This window comes from Pseudomonas azerbaijanoccidentalis (assembly GCF_019145495.1).
Classification (GTDB): domain Bacteria; phylum Pseudomonadota; class Gammaproteobacteria; order Pseudomonadales; family Pseudomonadaceae; genus Aquipseudomonas; species Aquipseudomonas azerbaijanoccidentalis.
The window spans coordinates 298,026-315,701 of sequence record NZ_JAHSTU010000007.1; the positions used below are offsets into that span (position 1 = coordinate 298,026).

At 59.0% G+C, this 17,676-nt stretch carries 17 protein-coding genes; 5 read left to right on the forward strand and 12 right to left on the reverse strand.

From position 1 onward, the window contains the following. Positions 1-16: 16 nt before the first annotated feature. Positions 17-559 (reverse strand): YaeQ family protein, encoded by a 543-nt coding sequence (locus KVG88_RS22625; RefSeq protein WP_150702877.1) that lies wholly within the window; start codon positions 557-559, stop codon positions 17-19. A gap of 147 nt (positions 560-706) precedes the next feature. On the opposite strand from KVG88_RS22625, the gene KVG88_RS22630 reads away from it, so the two are divergent. Both KVG88_RS22630 and KVG88_RS22635 read left to right on the forward strand, forming a co-directional pair. Next, positions 707-1,906, forward strand: a complete 1,200-nt coding sequence (locus tag KVG88_RS22630; protein ID WP_217872808.1) for a CaiB/BaiF CoA transferase family protein — start codon at positions 707-709, stop codon at positions 1,904-1,906. Between the two features lie 67 nt (positions 1,907-1,973). Next, positions 1,974-2,828, forward strand: a complete 855-nt coding sequence (locus KVG88_RS22635; protein WP_437179964.1) for a TIGR02285 family protein — start codon at positions 1,974-1,976, stop codon at positions 2,826-2,828. A gap of 170 nt (positions 2,829-2,998) precedes the next feature. Here the strand turns inward: KVG88_RS22635 and KVG88_RS22640 are convergent, their stop codons facing one another. The 6 genes from KVG88_RS22640 to xerD all read right to left on the reverse strand — a co-directional run bounded on the left by KVG88_RS22640 (position 2,999) and on the right by xerD (position 9,669). Beyond that, positions 2,999-3,286: a DUF3509 domain-containing protein gene (locus KVG88_RS22640; RefSeq protein ID WP_150702880.1), complete on the reverse strand. Its 288-nt coding sequence runs from the start codon at positions 3,284-3,286 to the stop codon at positions 2,999-3,001. Between the two features lie 162 nt (positions 3,287-3,448). Then, positions 3,449-4,804: a transporter substrate-binding domain-containing protein gene (locus KVG88_RS22645; RefSeq protein ID WP_150702881.1), complete on the reverse strand. Its 1,356-nt coding sequence runs from the start codon at positions 4,802-4,804 to the stop codon at positions 3,449-3,451. A 120-nt stretch (positions 4,805-4,924) separates the two neighbouring features. After that, the gene (gene thrC, locus KVG88_RS22650; RefSeq protein WP_150702882.1) at positions 4,925-6,334 is read right to left on the reverse strand and encodes a threonine synthase; all 1,410 of its coding nucleotides are present in this window, start codon (positions 6,332-6,334) and stop codon (positions 4,925-4,927) included. 66 nt (positions 6,335-6,400) lie between these two features. After that, the gene (locus KVG88_RS22655; RefSeq protein ID WP_150702883.1) at positions 6,401-7,705 is read right to left on the reverse strand and encodes a homoserine dehydrogenase; all 1,305 of its coding nucleotides are present in this window, start codon (positions 7,703-7,705) and stop codon (positions 6,401-6,403) included. 133 nt (positions 7,706-7,838) lie between these two features. Continuing rightward, positions 7,839-8,570 (reverse strand): DsbC family protein, encoded by a 732-nt coding sequence (locus KVG88_RS22660; RefSeq protein WP_217872810.1) that lies wholly within the window; start codon positions 8,568-8,570, stop codon positions 7,839-7,841. A gap of 202 nt (positions 8,571-8,772) precedes the next feature. Next, a complete protein-coding gene (gene xerD, locus KVG88_RS22665; RefSeq protein WP_150702885.1) occupies positions 8,773-9,669 on the reverse strand; it encodes a site-specific tyrosine recombinase XerD in 897 nt (298 codons plus the stop codon). A gap of 107 nt (positions 9,670-9,776) precedes the next feature. Between xerD and KVG88_RS22670 the strand changes: the two genes are divergently transcribed. Continuing rightward, on the forward strand, positions 9,777-11,576 hold the full coding sequence (locus KVG88_RS22670) for a cation:proton antiporter (RefSeq protein ID WP_217872811.1): 1,800 nt from the start codon (positions 9,777-9,779) through the stop codon (positions 11,574-11,576). A 156-nt stretch (positions 11,577-11,732) separates the two neighbouring features. On the opposite strand, the gene rplS is transcribed toward KVG88_RS22670, so the two are convergent. From rplS to ffh, 5 genes are all read right to left on the reverse strand, one after another. Further along, positions 11,733-12,083 carry a 50S ribosomal protein L19 gene (gene rplS, locus KVG88_RS22675; protein ID WP_003175895.1) on the reverse strand — a complete coding sequence of 117 codons (351 nt, stop codon included), beginning with the start codon at positions 12,081-12,083 and terminating at the stop codon, positions 11,733-11,735. A gap of 45 nt (positions 12,084-12,128) precedes the next feature. Continuing rightward, complete coding sequence (gene trmD, locus KVG88_RS22680) at positions 12,129-12,881, reverse strand: tRNA (guanosine(37)-N1)-methyltransferase TrmD (protein WP_150702887.1); 753 nt, start codon at positions 12,879-12,881, stop codon at positions 12,129-12,131. Positions 12,882-12,883: 2 nt separating this feature from the next. Further along, entirely contained in the window at positions 12,884-13,420 is a 537-nt protein-coding gene (rimM, locus tag KVG88_RS22685) for a ribosome maturation factor RimM (protein ID WP_053155094.1), read from the reverse strand. Between the two features lie 5 nt (positions 13,421-13,425). Next, the gene (gene rpsP / locus KVG88_RS22690) at positions 13,426-13,677 is read right to left on the reverse strand and encodes a 30S ribosomal protein S16 (protein WP_003198088.1); all 252 of its coding nucleotides are present in this window, start codon (positions 13,675-13,677) and stop codon (positions 13,426-13,428) included. Between the two features lie 250 nt (positions 13,678-13,927). After that, complete coding sequence (ffh, locus tag KVG88_RS22695) at positions 13,928-15,304, reverse strand: signal recognition particle protein (RefSeq protein ID WP_075945558.1); 1,377 nt, start codon at positions 15,302-15,304, stop codon at positions 13,928-13,930. Between the two features lie 195 nt (positions 15,305-15,499). Here ffh and KVG88_RS22700 point away from each other — a divergent pair, with 195 nt between their 5' ends. Both KVG88_RS22700 and KVG88_RS22705 read left to right on the forward strand, forming a co-directional pair. Beyond that, positions 15,500-16,312, forward strand: coding sequence for a cytochrome C assembly family protein (locus KVG88_RS22700; protein WP_150702888.1), 813 nt, complete (start codon positions 15,500-15,502; stop codon positions 16,310-16,312). A 12-nt stretch (positions 16,313-16,324) separates the two neighbouring features. Continuing rightward, positions 16,325-17,560, forward strand: coding sequence for a transporter associated domain-containing protein (locus KVG88_RS22705; protein ID WP_150702889.1), 1,236 nt, complete (start codon positions 16,325-16,327; stop codon positions 17,558-17,560). The last annotated feature ends 116 nt before the right edge of the window (positions 17,561-17,676 follow it).

Below are 17,676 nucleotides of genomic sequence, written 5' to 3' on the forward strand. Positions count from 1 at the left end.
GATGACGTGCGAGGACTTAGCCGCGCTCGCCCGACAACCATTGCAGCTGGACTTCATGCTGACCACGGTCGTCGGTAACGAAAATCGTCCCTTCGCTGATCATCACGTCCCACTTGATGACGCGGGGCATGTCTTTGGCCAGGGTTTCCAGGACTTCCTGAGGCACGGCAGCAATGTGGACGTTTTTCAGGTTCTTGATCGCCGGGATCACTTTACCTTCCCAGACGCGCAGGCTGCCGTAAGCCAGCAGGCTGGTGCGCTCGGTGCGACGCGAGCACCAGGTCAGGCGATCAACGTCGGGCTGGCCGACTTCGATCCAGTGCAGGACGCGGTCATCCAGGCTTTTTTCCCACAGGGCCGGTTCATCCACTTCTGACAGACCACGGCCAAAAGACAGCTGCTCGTTGTACCAGAGGGCGTAGGCCAGCAGGCGCACGGTCATGCGCTCTTCGGTTTCCGAAGGGTGACGGGCGATGGTCTGCTTGACGCTCTCGTAGACGCTGCGGTCGAGGTCGGTGAGGTTCAGTTCAAACTTATAGGTCGTGGACGGCTGGGCCATGAACGGGCTTCTTGATACGGGGAAAGGCGGCAAGTCTAACCGATGCAGGCACCAATCCACGAATAGAAGGCGATCTACCTCGCACGCCTGACGGTCGGCTATGTTAAAACTCTGTATTCGCTCAACCCTTGTCCTACAGGATCCCGTATGTCGTTGACCGCCAAACCGCTCTCAGGCCTTAAAGTCGTTGAATTGGGCACGTTGATTGCCGGTCCGTTTGCTTCGCGCATTTGCGCCGAATTCGGTGCCGATGTGGTCAAGGTCGAGTCTCCGGACGGCGGCGATCCCCTGCGCAAATGGCGCAAATTGTACGAGGGCACTTCACTGTGGTGGTTTGTCCAGGCGCGCAATAAAAAGTCGCTGACGCTGAATCTGAAGCATCCTGATGGCCTGGCGATTCTGAAACAGCTGCTGAGCGAAGCCGACATCCTGATCGAGAACTTCCGTCCCGGTGTGCTGGAAAAACTCGGCCTGGGTTGGGACGTATTGCATGCCTTGAACCCGAAGCTGGTGATGGTGCGGCTCTCGGGCTTCGGCCAGACCGGGCCGATGAAAGACCAGCCAGGGTTTGGTGCGGTCGGTGAATCCATGGGCGGCCTGCGCTACATCACCGGTTTCGAAGACCGTCCGCCGGTGCGCACCGGGATTTCCATCGGCGACTCGATTGCCGCGCTCTGGGGTGTGATCGGCGCGCTGATGGCCTTGCGGCACCGCGAGGTCAACGGCGGCCAGGGCCAAGTGGTCGATGTGGCGCTGTACGAAGCGATCTTCGCCATGATGGAAAGCATGGTCCCTGAGTTCGACGTGTTTGGGTTTATCCGCGAGCGTACCGGCAACATCATGCCCGGCATCACGCCCTCCTCGATCCACACCAGCGCCGACGGCAAGCATGTGCAGATCGGCGCCAACGGTGATGCGATCTTCAAACGCTTCATGCTGATCATTGGCCGCGAAGACCTGGCCAACGATCCGCAACTGGCCAGCAACGACGGCCGTGACAGCCGTCGCGACGAGCTCTACGGGGTCATCGATCGCTGGGTCAATTCGCTGCCGCTGGACCGGGTCATTGAGCTGCTGAATCAGGCCGACGTCCCGACCAGCCGGATCTTCAGCGCCGAAGACATGTTCAGTGATCCTCAGTACTTGGCCCGGGAGATGTTCCTGCAGGCCAAACTGCCGGATGGCAAAGATTTCAAGATGCCGGGCATCGTGCCGAAACTCTCTGATACACCCGGTGATTGTGAATGGGTCGGGCCACAACTGGGCGAGCACAACGCGCAGGTACTCCAGGAACTTGGCTATGACGCGTCGCAGATTACACAACTGCGCAAAGACGGAGCCATCTGAGCTGAAGCGTCGGATTGCGCGGTTCATTGAGCACTGCCTGATACAAAACCGGCGGGCGTTGAGCGCTATGGTGGGCGTGCTGCTGATCGCTATGCTCGCGCCTCCGGCGTTGGCGCAACCCAAAGAAACGCTGGTCTGGCTTAAACGTGATCTGCCTCCACTGTTCATTTTCGAAGGGCCGAAAAAGGGTCTGGGGATCATCGATCAACTGTTGACGAAACTGATCGCCGGCATGCCCCAGTACCAACACAGCGTGATGAGGGTCAATCGCGCACGTGGCTTGCAGATGCTCCACGAGCCGTCCCTGACCTGCGATGCAGCGCTGAACTGGAGCAAAGAACGCGAAAGCTGGATCGCGTTTTCCATCCCGGTATTTCGCGCCATGAGCAATGGCCTGGCCGTGCGCCGTGTTGATCGCGAAGTGTTAGCGCCGTTTATCAAGGATGGCGAAGTGGATCTGGCCGCCTTGCTGGCCACCGGTAGCGTGACGCTGGGAATTGTCGCCGAACGTAACTATGGCGAATTCCTTGATGCACTGCTCAAACAGGCGCCACCCAAGGCGCTGACACTCCATTACGGCAACGACGCGTTAGGCAGCCTGCTGCAAATGCAACGCCTTGGCCGCCTGCGTTTGCTGCTGGGCTATCGCCCTGAAATCCGCTATCAGGCGCAACAGCAAGGGATCGAGGAGGATGAATTGCAGTTCTACCCGATTCGCGGCACGGGCAAATATTTGTCCGGCTACATCGGCTGCACCGACACACCGCAGGGTCGACAGGTCATCGCCGAAATCAACCAACTGTTGCGCACCCTGCCTCGCGACTACCTGAGCGAGGCCTATGCCGCCTGGCTGGACCCGGAAAGCCGCCGCGAATACCTGGAAGCCTCCAGAACCTTTTTCGAGCGCCAGAACGGGCAGTGATAAATCCCGGGCAAAAAGAAACCCCGAGAAGTGGGGAGACGACTCGGGGTTAAACGTGGCCTACATAAAGACCCGTAGCAGCAAGCTACAAGCACCGGAGCACAATGCTTGATCCTGCTGTTAAAGGCTCTGACTGACCTTGGTGCAGGAAGGTTCCCACAAAAGACGATTCAATTTCGGCTGGCCAACAGCTTGTCTTGAGCGGCATTGCGTAACGCCGCGATCACACAGGGCTCCAGGCGTCCTTCCGCAATCAGCACATCACGGTGCAAGCCATCGACCACATCGGTCAGTAATCGCTTGTCGCTTAACTGTGCCTGATTGAACTCGCGATCGACCACAACCGCGCCGGCCGCGTTCTTCAATGTCACACGGCATTCGCCATGAATGCCTGACGGGGTCAGTGTCACCTGATACGGGCTCAGAGCCTCACCGAGCAAGAGACTGATACTTTCCATCTCGATCACCACTCAATAGTCCGAAAACAAAGTGCCTGGGGCATGTCCACATTAAATGACCGCCGGCCCGAGAAGAAAGTTCTGAATACCGAGTGCAAACCAACCTGCGTCCCGGGTCGATAGAGCATGCATGGCAAAGATGACAGAGAAAAAACGCTCATGTCACGTCTGTCGGGTTCGCCGCGCGATTTCGCTCCACCCCCCCATCAAACCGCGTAGCTGACCATCGGCACCGTAGAACGGGACGGTCCACTGGTAGATGTCCCTGAGACCGTGCTTGAACATCAACTGCCGCTCGCTGAAACGTGGCTTGCGCGTCTGCAGTTGAGCCATGAACTCGGCATGCAAAAGCGCTGCTGTGTCCTTTGGAAAGACATCGATTTCGATCAGTTGCCTTCCTTGCATTTGCTCAAGCCGGGCCGAAAGGTGTTCCTCATAACTTTTGTTGCAGGTCAGCAAGCGTCCTTGTTGGTCGCGAACGAACATTGGGTCAGGCATGGCGTCCATCAACGTGCGCTGGAAGGCCAACTGATCGCGCAGGTCGCTCTCTGCGTCCTTACGCTGCTCGACCAGCGCCGCGAGCCGACGATTCCACAACAGCGACAACACCGTAAACACACCGATGATCAACATCCCCCAGCACGCTTGCCAGGCAATGCTCTCCCGGATAGAGGGTGCCGTTGCGGGCGCCGTGGCTTCGAACCATTTATGGCGTATCGCGCGCAGTTCGCTGGGCGAAAATGCATCCAGCGCTTTATTGAGGATGCTCAGCAGCGGCGGCTGACCTTTGCGCACGGCCAGGTAATCGGCGTCCCACTTACCTTCCAGCACATCACCGACCTTGAGCCGCCCTGAGGGGTAGAGGCGGGCACCGATTTCATTGTCGATCGTAGCGTACGCCTCACCGCTTTCGACCAGTGCACGAGCTTCAGCGTAGGTTTTGACCACACGTAATTCGATGGATGGATGATCACGCCGAATCGTGGCTTCCAGCGCATGCCGGGCCGGCAGTGCCAGGACTTTTTTTGCCAGGTGCGCCAGTGACTGCACCGAGGGTTCTTCTACATGACCGATCAACACCCAACCTGCTCCACCAAAGGCATGGCTGAAGTCGAGAAACATCCGGCGTTCGTCGTTCATGGACAGCATCGTGCTCATGTCGGCTTCGCCACTTTCCAGACGTTCGAGCAACTGCTCCGAAGAAAATGTCTCGTCGTAGACAAACCGCAACCCTGTCATGGCGCTGATGCGTTCCAGCACATCGTGATGGAAACCGCTCCAATGACCGTGCTCGTCCTTGAACAGGTACAGCGGGTACTGAGTCAAGGCGACCACCACTTGCGGCTGTGCGGCCAGCCATTTTCGTTCCTGCGCATCCAGCTCGATCATCGGGCCGGCGAGCGCTGCATCCGCGCTGTAAACCAACATTTGCGCCGCTACGGCCCACTGGGCCAGGCCTAGCAGCGCAACAAAAGTCAGCCAGCGCAGCGCTGGCTTAAAGCCTTCGAAAAACGGCATTTGCCACATCCTTGTGTTCTGCTCGCCCGTCCTCAATGAGCGATTTCACGGCCAGTGTGGCATGCAAAAACAACAAAGCCCGTCAGGAGACGGGCTTCAATGTGTGACAGCTTTTGCCGGTTACAAAGGCTTACCACGGTTGCCATGCTGGCTGACAAAGGCCTGAACGGCTTTCAGGTCATTCGGCAACACGGTGCAACGCTCGTCTCTCTCAAACAAATCAGAAAGATGTGCAGGGAGTTCGAGCGCTTTTCCTACGCCGGCTTTTTCCACGGCATCCGGGAACTTGACCGGATGGGCCGTCCCCAGAATCACCATCGGAATATCCAGGCTGCGACGGCACTCGCGTGCGGCCTTGACGCCGATGGCCGTGTGCGGGTCCAGCACTTCGCCGGTCTGCTCGTAGACTTCAGCGATGGTTTCGCAGGTTTGTGCGTCATCCACGGCCAGCGAGTCGAACAGTTTGCGGGCTTCGGTCCAGCGCTCTTGTTCCACGCTGAAACCACCACCTTGCTTGAAGCTGTCCATCAGGCCGGCAATCGCCGCGCCGTTGCGACCGTGGAGGTCGAACAGCAAGCGTTCGAAGTTCGACGACACCATGATGTCCATCGACGGCGACAGCGTAGCGTGCAGGGTTTCCTTGACGTACTGGTTGCCGCTCATGAAGCGGTGCAGGATGTCGTTACGGTTGGTGGCGACGATCAACTGGTTGATCGGCAGGCCCATGTTGCGCGCCAGGTAACCGGCGAAGATATCGCCGAAGTTGCCGGTCGGCACCGAGAACGACACCGAACGTGCCGGGCCGCCCAACTGCAGGGACGCATGGAAGTAGTAGACGATCTGAGCCATGATCCGCGCCCAGTTGATCGAGTTCACCGCGACCAGACGCGTGCCTTTGAGGAAGCTCTGGTCGGCGAAGCTGTTCTTGACCATTTCCTGGCAGTCATCGAAGTTGCCTTCGATGGCGATGTTGTGGATGTTCTCACCGAAGATGGTGGTCATCTGCCGACGCTGCACTTCAGACACACGGTTGTGCGGATGCAGGATGAAGATGTCGACGTTTTCGCAGTGCTTGCAGCCTTCGATGGCGGCCGAACCGGTGTCACCGGAGGTGGCGCCGACGATCACCACGCGCTCGCCGCGCTTTTCCAGCACGTAGTCGAGCAAGCGACCGAGCAGTTGCAGGGCGAAGTCCTTGAACGCCAGGGTCGGGCCGTGGAACAGCTCCAGCACCCATTCGTTGCCGTTCAGCTGACGCAGCGGCGCAACGGCGCTGTGGGCGAATACGCCGTAGGTTTCTTCAAGGATCTTTTTGAAATCGGCGTCTGGAATGCTGCCGGTAACGAACGGGCGCATGACGCGGAAAGCCAACTCGTGATACGGCAGGCCAGCCCAGGAAGCGATTTCTTCCTGGGTGAAACGTGGCAGGTTTTCCGGGACGTACAGACCGCCGTCGGTGGCAAGACCTGCCAGCAGGACGTCTTCGAAATTCAGGGCCGGTGCCTGGCCGCGGGTACTGATGTAACGCATGACTGACTCCAATGGACAGTGTTCGTAGTGCCGGGCCCGCAAGCGAGCCCGGTCAACGATATCGGCTTAGTTCAGGTGCTCGACACGGATCCGCACGACCGGACCGACCACACCCGCCAAGGCTTCGAGAGCCGCGATGGCATCGTTGATATGCTGCTCCAGCACGCGGTGGGTCAGCAGGATCATCGGTACCAGGCCGTCGTGTTCCTCGACTTCCTTCTGCATGATCGACTCAATGTTGATGCCGCGCTCCGACAGGATGCTCGCCACCTGGGCCAACACGCCCGGATGGTCCTTGGCCTGGATGCGCAGGTAGTAGGCGCTTTCGCAGGCTTCGATCGGCAGGATCGGGTGAGCCGACAACGAATCCGGCTGGAACGCCAGATGCGGCACACGGTTTTCCGGGTCGGAAGTCATGGCGCGAACCACGTCCACCAGGTCGGCGATTACCGATGAAGCGGTCGGTTCCATACCGGCGCCGGCGCCGTAGAACAAGGTCGAACCGGCAGCATCGCCGTTGACCATCACCGCGTTCATCACGCCGTTGACGTTGGCGATCAGGCGATCGGCCGGGATCAGCGTCGGATGTACGCGCAATTCGATACCGGAAGCGGTGCTGCGCGCCACGCCCAGATGCTTGATGCGGTAACCCAGCGCTTCGGCGTAATTCACGTCGGCGGTGGTCAGCTTGGTGATGCCTTCGGTGTAAGCCTTGTCGAATTGCAGCGGAATGCCGAATGCAATCGAAGCCAGGATCGTCAGCTTGTGGGCCGCATCGATGCCTTCGACGTCGAAGGTCGGATCGGCTTCGGCGTAACCCAGGGCCTGGGCTTCGGCCAATACGTCTTCGAAGGTGCGACCCTTCTCGCGCATTTCCGTCAGGATGAAGTTGCCGGTGCCGTTGATGATGCCAGCGACCCAGTTGATGCGGTTGGCGGACAGGCCTTCACGGATCGCCTTGATCACCGGGATGCCACCGGCCACGGCCGCTTCGAACGCAACGATCACGCCCTTCTCGCGAGCCTTGGCGAAAATTTCATTACCGTGAACGGCGATGAGCGCCTTGTTCGCGGTGACCACATGCTTGCCATTCTCGATGGCCTTGAGTACCAGCTCGCGGGCAACGGTGTAGCCGCCCATCAGCTCTATAACGATGTCGATCTCAGGGTTCGTGGCCACTTCGAAGACATCGTTGGTAATCGCAATACCGGTCGTTTGGAACTGAGGCTTTGGCGTGCGCATGGCAATTTGTGCCACTTCGATCCCACGCCCGGCACGACGAGCAATTTCCTCGGCGTTACGCTGAAGTACGTTGAAGGTACCGCCACCGACGGTCCCTAACCCACAGATGCCTACTTTGACCGGTTTCACTGTGAACTCCCCATAAAACGGCCGACTCAAGGCCGGCCGTGAAAACAGCCGCATGCTCGCGGCTCTCTATTGATGGCCCGGCGATGTTGCTGCCGGACCATGATCGTCACTGGCTGACCGTGACGATACGAAATTACTTCGCGCCCAACGCCAGTTTGGCGACTTGTGGCGCAGGCTGGTAGCCCGGAATGACCTGACCGTCGGCCAAAACGATGGCCGGTGTACCGTTCACGCCGATCGACTGGCCCAGGGCGAACTGCCTGGAAACCGGGTTATCGCACTTGGCGGCCTTGATTTCCTTGCCGTCGACCATTTTATCCATGGCCGCTTTCTTGTCTTTGGAGCACCACACTGCCTGCAGTTGCTCGTCGCCCGGCGAACCCAGGCCCTGGCGTGGGAACGCCACATAACGCACTTCGATCCCGCGCTTGTTCAGCTCCGGGATTTCGGCGTGCAGTTTGTGGCAGTACGGGCACGTGGTGTCGGTGAATACGGTGATGTGCGACTTGGTTTCGCCGATGGCCGGGTAAACCACGGTTTCAGCGACCGGGATCTCATTGACCAGTTTGGAGATGCCCAGGCGTTCGGTCTTCTCGGTCAGGTTGACCGGCTTGCCGTCCTTGAGCTGGAACATGTAACCCTGCACGACGTATTGGCCGTCGGCGCTGGCGTACAGCACGCGGCTACCCTTGAGTTTGACTTCATACAGGCCCGGCAGCGGGCTGGCGGTGATGGTCTCTACCGGCACTTCGAGCTGGAGGTTTTCCAGGCTTTTACGAATGGCTTTGTCGGCCGCGTCATCGGCGACGGCAAAGGTGCTGACCAACGCAATGGCTGCGGCGGCGAAAATCTGGGTCAGACGCATGAGAACTCCTGAAGGCGGACAAATGGGACGATCAGAACGCCCGTGCCGAAACACCGGGTCATAACCGCCCATCGTGCAAACCGGCAAAGCCTATCACATAAGGCCGGCGTGGCCGACTCCCGGTGATGCAAGGCATTGACCCACTGATCTGTAGCAGCTGGCGAAGCCTGCGTTCGGCTGCGCCAGCTGCTACAAGTCAGCGTTAACCTCGTGGGTGGTGTTTGGCATGCAGATCCTGCAAGCGAGCCCGCGCAACATGGGTGTAGATCTGGGTTGTGGAAAGGTCACTGTGACCAAGCAGCATCTGCACCACCCGCAAGTCCGCGCCATGGTTCAGCAGATGCGTGGCGAACGCGTGACGTAGAGTATGTGGCGAGAGTGACTTGCCGATCCCCGCCACTTTGGCCTGATGCTTGATGCGATGCCAGAAGGTCTGGCGGGTCATCTGCTCGCCGCGCTGGCTGGGGAACAACACATCGCTGGGACGGCCGCCGAGCAGTTCGCCACGACCATCGCGCATGTAGCGCTCGACCCAGACAATCGCTTCTTCGCCCATCGGCACCAGCCGCTCCTTACTGCCCTTGCCCATCACGCGCAACACGCCCTGGCGCAGGTTGACCTGCTCCAGTGTCAGGCTGATCAGTTCGGTCACCCGCAAGCCGCAGGCGTAGAGCACTTCGAGCATGGCGCGATCGCGCTGACCAATGGCTTCGCTCAAATCAGGAGCCTTCAGCAACGCTTCCACGTCGGCTTCCGACAGTGACTTTGGCAGCGGCCGGCCGAGCTGCGGCATATCGATTCGTAAGGTTGGATCGACTGCGATCAACTTTTCCCGCAGCAAATAGCGATAGAAGCCACGCACACCAGAGAGAAACCGCGCGGTAGAACGAGGCTTGTAGTTCTGCTCCAGACGCCAGGCCAGGTGGTCGAGAATCAACTCGCGCCCGGCATTGATCAGCTCCAGCCCTTTATCCAGCAACCAGCCGTTGAACAGCGCAAGGTCACTGCGATAGGCGTCGCGGGTGTTATCGGAAAGGCCTTTCTCCAGCCACAGGGCATCGAGGAATTGGTCTATCAAGGGATGATCGATGGCAGGCATGGGCACTCAAGTCACACCGCCCCGGGGCGGCACACAAAATTAAAAATGGACATGGAAACGGCCGCTAGTCTTTCATAGGCCGCCATTACAAGGAACAGGGAGCCGCAATGAGCGAACAGCAGATCTTATTGGCATTTGGCGGAATCGGCGCGGCAGCGCTGCTCTGTCAGTGGCTGGCCTGGCGCTTGAAGCTGCCGGCGATTCTCTTCCTGCTGCTGGCCGGCATTTTGGTCGGCCCCGTGCTGCACCTGCTCGACCCGCAAGAAATGTTCGGTCCACTGCTGATGCCGCTGGTGTCTCTGGCCGTTGCGCTGATCCTGTTCGAAGGCAGCCTGACCCTGCATCTGTCGGAATGGCGAGAAATCGGCAGCGTCGTCCATCGTATGGTGTCCATCGGCGCCCTTTCGACATGGGTGGTCATTGCTGTCGCCACCCACTGGCTGCTGGATTTCGACTGGATGCTGGCCATTCTGTTCGGCAGCCTGACCCTGGTCACCGGGCCTACGGTGATCGTACCGATGCTGCGCGTCGTGCGCCCGAAAGCCTCGATCGCCAACATCCTGCGCTGGGAAGGGATTGTCATCGACCCGATCGGCGCCCTGCTGGCGGTGGTCGTCTACAGTTTCATTATTGCCAGTGCCGAGGGCAACGGCCTCAAGGAAAGCCTGCTGACCTTCGCTGGCGTGATCTTGTGCGGCAGCCTGTTCGGCATCTTTGGTGGTTGGTTGCTCGGCACATTGATTCGTCGCCAGTGGTTACCGGAATATCTGCACAACCTGGCAGCGCTAGCAGCGGTACTCGGCATTTTCATCGCTTCTAACGAGGTCACGCATGAATCCGGGTTGCTGGCCGTGACCCTGATGGGCATGTGGCTGGCCAATATGAAAGGCGTGGATGTGCGCCACATCCTGCACTTCAAGGAAAACCTCAGCGTCCTGCTGATTTCCGGACTGTTCATTCTGCTGGCAGCGCGCCTGGATCTGAATGCCATGATTGGCCTCGGACCATTGGTAGTGATTCTGCTGCTGATCATTCAATTCATTGCGCGGCCGCTGAACGTAATACTCAGCACCCTGGGCTCGAGCCTGAACTGGCGCGAGCGGGCATTGCTGGCCTGGATTGCACCTCGCGGGATCGTTGCGGCGGCCGTCTCGGCGATCTTCGCCATTCGCTTGCATGAGGCCGGTCACGAAGGCGCACTGTTGCTGGTGCCGCTGACTTTTGCCGTGATCATCGGCACTGTCGTACTGCAAAGTGCCACAGCGCGTCCATTGGCGCGCCTGTTAAAGGTGGCGGAACCGGCGCCGAGCGGCTTTCTCATCATCGGCGCCAATGGCCCGGCGCGCACGCTAGGCAAAGCGCTGCAACAACTGGGCAGCCGCGTGCTGCTGACCGATTCGAGCTGGGAAAACATCCGGGCGGCGCGCATGGAAGGTTTGCCCACCTATTTCGGCAACCCGGCCTCTCAGCATGCCGATGCGCACCTGGACCTGGTGGGACTTGGGCATTTACTGGCACTGTCGCCATCCGGCGAACTGAACACTTTGGCTTCGATGCGCTTTCGCCATGACTTCGGTCATCAACGCTTGTTCGGGCTGGCCAGTGGTCAAGAGAGCCGCCGCACCGACAAGCACCGCGCCAGCCATGAACACCGCGGGCGTTTGCTGGGCAATGAGGAATTAACCTACATCAAGCTGGCCAATCAGCTGCATCAGGGGGCCGAGTTGTACAGCACGCACCTGACCGAGGGCTTCGGCTGGAAGGACTATCAGGCGTTGCATGGCGAGCGTGCGACGCTGCTGTTTGCTCGCGATGACAGTGGCTGGGTGCATGTCGCGACGTCCGATAGCGCGGTCATACCTTCGGCGGGATGGACGTTGTTGGCGTTGATTCAGCCGGAGTCCTAGAAAATGCAAAAAATCGCAGCCTTCGGCAGCTCCTACGGGAGATCTGCATTCATCCTGTAGGAGCTGCCGAAGGCCGCGATCTTTTTCAGCATTACTAAATTCCAGGCAACAAAAAAGCAGCCCGTAGGCTGCTTTTTTCTGCATCGGAAGCTGGACTTAAGCCAGTTTTTCCTTGATGCGAGCTGCTTTACCCGACAGGTCGCGCAGGTAGTACAGCTTGGCTTTACGTACGTCACCGCGACGTTTAACAGCCATGCTGTCGATCTGCGGGGAGTAGGTCTGGAAAGTACGCTCTACGCCAACACCGTTGGAGATTTTACGAACGGTGAATGCACTGTTTACGCCGCGGTTACGCTTGGCGATAACAACACCTTCGAACGCTTGCAGACGCGAACGGTCGCCTTCCTTTACTTTTACCTGAACGACAATGGTGTCGCCCGGTGCAAAGGTAGGGATCTCTTTGGTCATCTGCTCTGCTTCGAGTGCAAGGATGATTTTGTTAGTCATGCTGTGCTCCTAAGGTAAATCGTCGGATCTACCATCGATACGTTGTTAACTATCGTCCCGCTCGCGGATGTATTCCTCGAGCAGCTTCTTCTCTTCTCCAGAAAGCGAGCGGCTTTCCAGAAGATCGGCGCGTCGTTCAAAGGTCCGACCAAGGGACTGCTGTAAACGCCAACGCCGGATGTGCGCGTGATTGCCACTTAGCAATACGTCGGGAACACGCTGATCCGCATACACCTCCGGTCGGGTGTAGTGCGGGCAATCCAGCAAACCATCCGTAAAGGAATCTTCCTCAGCGGAGTCCGCATGCCCTAAAGCTCCAGGCAGCAGTCGTGTAACCGCATCGATCAGGACCATCGCCGGCAGCTCGCCGCCAGACAGTACATAGTCGCCAATCGACCACTCTTCATCGACATGAGCATCAATAAAACGCTCGTCAATGCCTTCATAGCGGCCGGCAATCAGGATCAATGCATCCAGATTCGCCAACTCGCGCACCGCCGACTGAGTCAGTTGACGGCCTTGGGGCGACAGGTAAATCACCTTCGCGCCCTCCCCGGCGACTGCCTTGGCCTGAACCAGAGCATCTTCCAGGGGCTTGATCTTCATCACCATGCCCGGACCACCGCCAAATGGGCGATCATCCACAGTGTGATGTCGATCCGTCGTGTAGTCTCGCGGGTTCCAACAGGTCAGCTGCAACAGCCCCTGTTTCACCGCCCGACTGGTGATGCCGTACTCGCTGATGGCGGAGAACATCTCGGGAAACAAACTGATCACTTCTACGCGCAAGTTAGCCACGCTTAGAAATCCGCGTCCCAATCCACCTTCATCTCGCCTGCTGCCAGGTCGATGGCCAACACGCATTGCTCGGTATACGGCAACAGGCGTTCGCGATCATCCAGGCTGCCAGCGCAAGGCTTGACCACCATTACATCATTCGAGCCGGTCTCCAGCAGGTGATCGATCTTCCCGAACAGTTGCCCGAGGGTGTCGATGACCTTGAGACCTTCCAGCTGGTACCAGTAGTACTCGCCGTCGGTCAGTTCAGGGAACAGGTTGCGCGGCACGCAGATCTCATAACCGGCCAGAAGACGAGCTTCTTCACGATCATCAAGACCCTTGAGCTTTGCGACCAGGAACTTGTCGTTCCCGCGTCCGCTGACCAGCTCAACCTGCTTTACATTACCGTCACGCTTGAGCGTCCAGGTTTTGTATTCCAGCAGGTTCTTAATCGGATCAGTAAAGGAATACACCTTCACTTCGCCGCGAACGCCGTGAACCGAGTAAATCTTGCCGATAACGATCAAATCATCAGCAACAGCTGGCGTCGCGTTCATATTGCTCAGGCCGCAGCCTTAGCAGATTCCTTCAACAACTGAGCAACGCGCTCAGAAGGTTGTGCACCAACGCTCAGCCAGTAGGCTACGCGCTCTTGGTTCACGGACAGACGAACTTCTTGACCACGAGCAACAGGGTTGAAGAAACCAACCTGTTCCTTGTGCGAACCGTCGCGCGGGTTGCGGCTGTCGGTTACGGTCAAGTGGTAAAACGGGCGCTTTTTGGAGCCGCCAAGGGCAAGACGGATTGTTAGCATGTGAACATCGTTCCTGTAGTCGGTGCTGCAAATCTAAAGGCACAGCGGGCATGGGTGCCCGAAAGGCCGCATATTCTAAGGAATATCCGGACTTTTGCAAATGACTTTTTCCGGCGCCCTTTCGGTCGCCATGCAGATTTGCTATAGAGCCGTCGTTGAAAACGGCCGGTCAGCTCCCGCCAAGTGCGGGTTTGCTGTGTATCCCACGTCCGTGTGGGGCAGCGCCGACCTGATGGCCGGCGCGGATTCTTTACATTTTTGGCATGCCGCCGCCGGGCAACATACCGCCCATGCCGCGCATCATCTTGGCCATTCCGCCTTTCGCGGAGAATTTCTTCATCATCTTCTGCATCTGCTTGTGCTGCTTGATCAAGCGCCCGATGTCCTGCACCTGGGTACCGGAGCCCATGGCGATACGGCGTTTGCGCGAACCGCTGATCAGCTCAGGGTCGCGGCGCTCGGCCGGGGTCATGGAGTTGATGATGGCTTCCATCTGTTTGAACTGCTTCTCTGCCGCATTCTGGGCATTGCCCATTTGCGCCAGGTTCACACCGCCCATGTTCGGCAGCTTATCCATGAGGCCGCCGAGGCCGCCCATGTTCTTCATCTGTTGCAGCTGATCGCGGAAGTCTTCGAGGTCGAAGCCCTTGCCCTTCTTCAGCTTCTTGGCCAGTTTGTCGGCCTTATCCTTGTCGAGGGTCGCTTCCGCCTGCTCGATCAGGCTGAGCACGTCGCCCATGCCGAGGATGCGCGACGCAATACGCTCAGGGTGGAACGGATCGAGCGCTTCGCTCTTCTCGCCCATACCGATGAACTTGATCGGCTTGCCGGTGATGGCGCGCACCGACAGTGCGGCACCGCCACGGGCGTCGCCGTCGACCTTGGTCAGGATCACACCGGTCAGTGGCAGCGCATCGCCAAAGGCCTTGGCCGTGTTGGCGGCGTCCTGGCCGGTCATGGCGTCGACCACGAACAGGGTTTCGACCGGGTTGATCGCGGCATGCAGCGCCTTGATCTCGCCCATCATCTCTTCATCGATGTGCAGACGACCGGCGGTGTCGACGATGACCACGTCGATGAATTTGAGTTTTGCTTCCTTAATAGCCGCTTGCGCGATCTCGACCGGCTTCTGGCTCAGGTCGGACGGGAAGAAGGTGACGCCGACTTCACCGGCGAGCATTTCCAGCTGCTTGATCGCCGCCGGACGGTAAACGTCCGCGGACACGACCATGACCGACTTCTTCTTGCGCTCTTTAAGGAAGCGCGCGAGCTTGCCGGCGGTGGTGGTTTTACCCGCGCCCTGCAAACCGGCCATGAGGATGACCGCTGGCGGCACGGCGCTCAGGTTCAGATCCTCGTTGGCGGCGCCCATCAGGCTTTCGAGTTCGGCCTGGACGATTTTCACGAAGGCCTGGCCCGGTGTCAGGCTGCGCGACACCTCGGTGCCGACAGCGCGTTCCTTGACCGAGTTGACGAAGTCCTTGACCACCGGCAGGGCGACGTCGGCTTCGAGCAGCGCCATGCGCACTTCGCGCAAGGTGTCTTTGATGTTGTCTTCAGTCAGCTTGGCCTTGCCGGTGACATGGCGCAGCGTCTGCGAGAGACGGTCGGTTAAGTTTTCAAACATTGCGCGATCCTTTCAGGCCCTGAGTAGACCGGGATAATGGCGGCCCAGACCGGACTAAAACTGTGCTCGGCGAGCCTGCGGCGTGGGCAGGTCGCGGATTATAGCGAAGACTGCGTCTGGCGGACACCTCGCACTTTCGTGCCGCGTGGGTTCTATGCCAAACTCAGCGCCTTTCGGGCTTGCCTAACAGGACTTATGCTCCCCTTGTCACCCAGTTTGCTTACCACCCTCGCCGCCGCCTGCTTATATGCCGCTGCGACTCTTTATCAGGGCACTCGTCTGGCCACCGGTGCCAAGGCCAACAAACGCCTGCTGGTCACGCTCGGCGTGCTTGCGGTACTGGCCCACAGCGCCAGCCTGATCACCCACCTGCTAACGCCGATCGGCCTGGGCCTGGATTTCTTCAGCGCCGCCAGCCTGATTGCCGCTGCGGTCATCGCCTTGACCCTGCTGGCGTGCTCGCGCATCCCTGTGGAGAACCTGCTGGTCTTGCTGTTCCCCCTCGGTGCCCTGACCGCTCTGCTGGCACAGTTTGCGCCCGCTGGCACAGTACAGATCATCGACGAAGAGCCGGGCATACTCGCGCACATTCTGTTGTCGATCCTCGCCTACGGCATGTTCACCATTGCGGTGTTCCAGTCGCTGTTACTGCTGGTCCAGGACCATCAGCTCAAGCACAAGCACCCGTCCGGGCTAATCAAGAACTTCCCGCCGCTGCAAACCATGGAGAGCCTGCTGTTCGGTTTTCTCTGGGCCGGCTGGACCCTGTTGTCGATGTCGCTGATTTCCGGATGGCTGTTCGTCGAGAACCTGTTCGCCCAGCATCTGGTGCACAAAACCCTGCTGGCCTGCCTGGCCTGGATCGTTTTCAGCGTGTTGCTCTGGGGCCGAAACCGCCTCGGCTGGCGCGGACACAAGGCGATTCGCTGGACCCTCGCCGGATTCTGCTTGTTGATGCTGGCGTATTTCGGCAGCAAGCTGGTCCGTGAATACATCCTGCATATCTGACGGGCGGCATTAATGGACGATTTGCCCTTAGGGCCGATGCTCGCTGTAGTGGCCCTGCTGATTCTGTGGTCGGGACTGTTTTCAGCCATTGAAGCGGCCCATCAACATTTACTGGCAAAGCGCATTGCTTCGCGCTCCAGCGACAAGCCGCTGGCCAGGCTGAGCTTCCCGCTCGACAGCCTGATTTTCTGCAATACCCTGTGTCGCGCGCTGGTGGTGGTCATCTGTACCCTGTTGGCGATTTTCACCTGGGCGGAAAATGGTCCATGGGTAGCCTGCCTGGGCGCCGGCGCCATCCTGCTGGTATTCGCCGACTTCTTGCCTCGCGCCCTCGCCGTCCGCCACCCGGATGAAATCCTGGCCTTTGGCAACAACCTGCTTCGCGTGCCGCTGAAAATCGTTTATCCGGCCGCCTGGCTGCTCAATGCCATTGGCCAACTGCTGATCCGTCCGTTCGCCCGCAGGGCCAAGGTCGTACAGCAGAGCGAGGACGAAGCCCCCAAAGACCCGCACGACGATCACGAACCGGCGGTCCATCGTCCGCATCCGTTGCCCGGCATCCATGCGCTGGACAACATTACAGTCAACGACATTCTGGTTCCGCGCAGTGAAGTCGACGGGATCAACCTCGACGACCCGATCGAAGAAATCATTGCTCAACTGCGTAAAAACACGCGCACGCGCCTGCCGTTGTTTCACAGCGACATCAATCAGGTCGAAGCCGTCCTCAACACCCGGCAAATCGGCCATCTGCTCGATGATGGCAGCCTGACGCTGGATGCCCTGATGGCGGCCAGTCGCGAGCCGTACTTCGTACCGGAAAGCACCCCGCTGCAACTGCAACTACTCAATTTCCACAAGCAGCAGCGCCGCCTGGGGATGGTCGTCGACGAGTACGGTGAAGTGCTTGGCATCGTGACCCTGGAAGACATCCTCGAAGAAATCGTCGGCGAGTTCGAAAGCCAGCAAAGCCTGGACAATCCTCACATCCATCCTCAGGCCGATGGTCGCCTGGTGATCGATGGCGCCGCGTCCATTCGCGAGCTGAACAAGAGCCTCGGCTGGCACCTGCCAAGTGACGGCCCGAAAACCCTCAACGGCCTGGTGACCGAAGCGTTGGAAACCATTCCAGAGAGCTCGGTATGCCTGAAGATCGGCCGCTACCGCCTGGAAATCCTCCAAACCGAAGACAACCGCGTCACCCGGGTTTTGATCTGGCAGTCCAACCCTGCCCCCGTCCTCCAGTAACACCCCAAAACCTCCGAAGCAGGCTTCGCCAGCTGCTACACGGATTTTCGTCTTGTTGAATCGTTAGCCACCTTTCTATAATCGAATCGCTTACCCAAGCCTCGCCGGCCCGGTGC

What these genes read in the sequence shown, in the direction of transcription:
- KVG88_RS22625 (WP_150702877.1), bottom strand. Translation starts at nt 559, where the DNA reads ATGGCCCAGCCGTCCACGACCTATAAGTTTGAACTGAACCTCACCGAC.
- KVG88_RS22630 (WP_217872808.1), top strand. Translation starts at nt 707, where the DNA reads ATGTCGTTGACCGCCAAACCGCTCTCAGGCCTTAAAGTCGTTGAATTG.
- KVG88_RS22635 (WP_437179964.1), top strand. Translation starts at nt 1,974, where the DNA reads ATGGTGGGCGTGCTGCTGATCGCTATGCTCGCGCCTCCGGCGTTGGCG.
- KVG88_RS22640 (WP_150702880.1), bottom strand. Translation starts at nt 3,286, where the DNA reads ATGGAAAGTATCAGTCTCTTGCTCGGTGAGGCTCTGAGCCCGTATCAG.
- KVG88_RS22645 (WP_150702881.1), bottom strand. Translation starts at nt 4,804, where the DNA reads ATGCCGTTTTTCGAAGGCTTTAAGCCAGCGCTGCGCTGGCTGACTTTT.
- thrC (WP_150702882.1), bottom strand. Translation starts at nt 6,334, where the DNA reads ATGCGTTACATCAGTACCCGCGGCCAGGCACCGGCCCTGAATTTCGAA.
- KVG88_RS22660 (WP_217872810.1), bottom strand. Translation starts at nt 8,570, where the DNA reads ATGCGTCTGACCCAGATTTTCGCCGCCGCAGCCATTGCGTTGGTCAGC.
- xerD (WP_150702885.1), bottom strand. Translation starts at nt 9,669, where the DNA reads ATGCCTGCCATCGATCATCCCTTGATAGACCAATTCCTCGATGCCCTG.
- KVG88_RS22670 (WP_217872811.1), top strand. Translation starts at nt 9,777, where the DNA reads ATGAGCGAACAGCAGATCTTATTGGCATTTGGCGGAATCGGCGCGGCA.
- rplS (WP_003175895.1), bottom strand. Translation starts at nt 12,083, where the DNA reads ATGACTAACAAAATCATCCTTGCACTCGAAGCAGAGCAGATGACCAAA.
- rimM (WP_053155094.1), bottom strand. Translation starts at nt 13,420, where the DNA reads ATGAACGCGACGCCAGCTGTTGCTGATGATTTGATCGTTATCGGCAAG.
- rpsP (WP_003198088.1), bottom strand. Translation starts at nt 13,677, where the DNA reads ATGCTAACAATCCGTCTTGCCCTTGGCGGCTCCAAAAAGCGCCCGTTT.
- ffh (WP_075945558.1), bottom strand. Translation starts at nt 15,304, where the DNA reads ATGTTTGAAAACTTAACCGACCGTCTCTCGCAGACGCTGCGCCATGTC.
- KVG88_RS22700 (WP_150702888.1), top strand. Translation starts at nt 15,500, where the DNA reads ATGCTCCCCTTGTCACCCAGTTTGCTTACCACCCTCGCCGCCGCCTGC.
- KVG88_RS22705 (WP_150702889.1), top strand. Translation starts at nt 16,325, where the DNA reads ATGGACGATTTGCCCTTAGGGCCGATGCTCGCTGTAGTGGCCCTGCTG.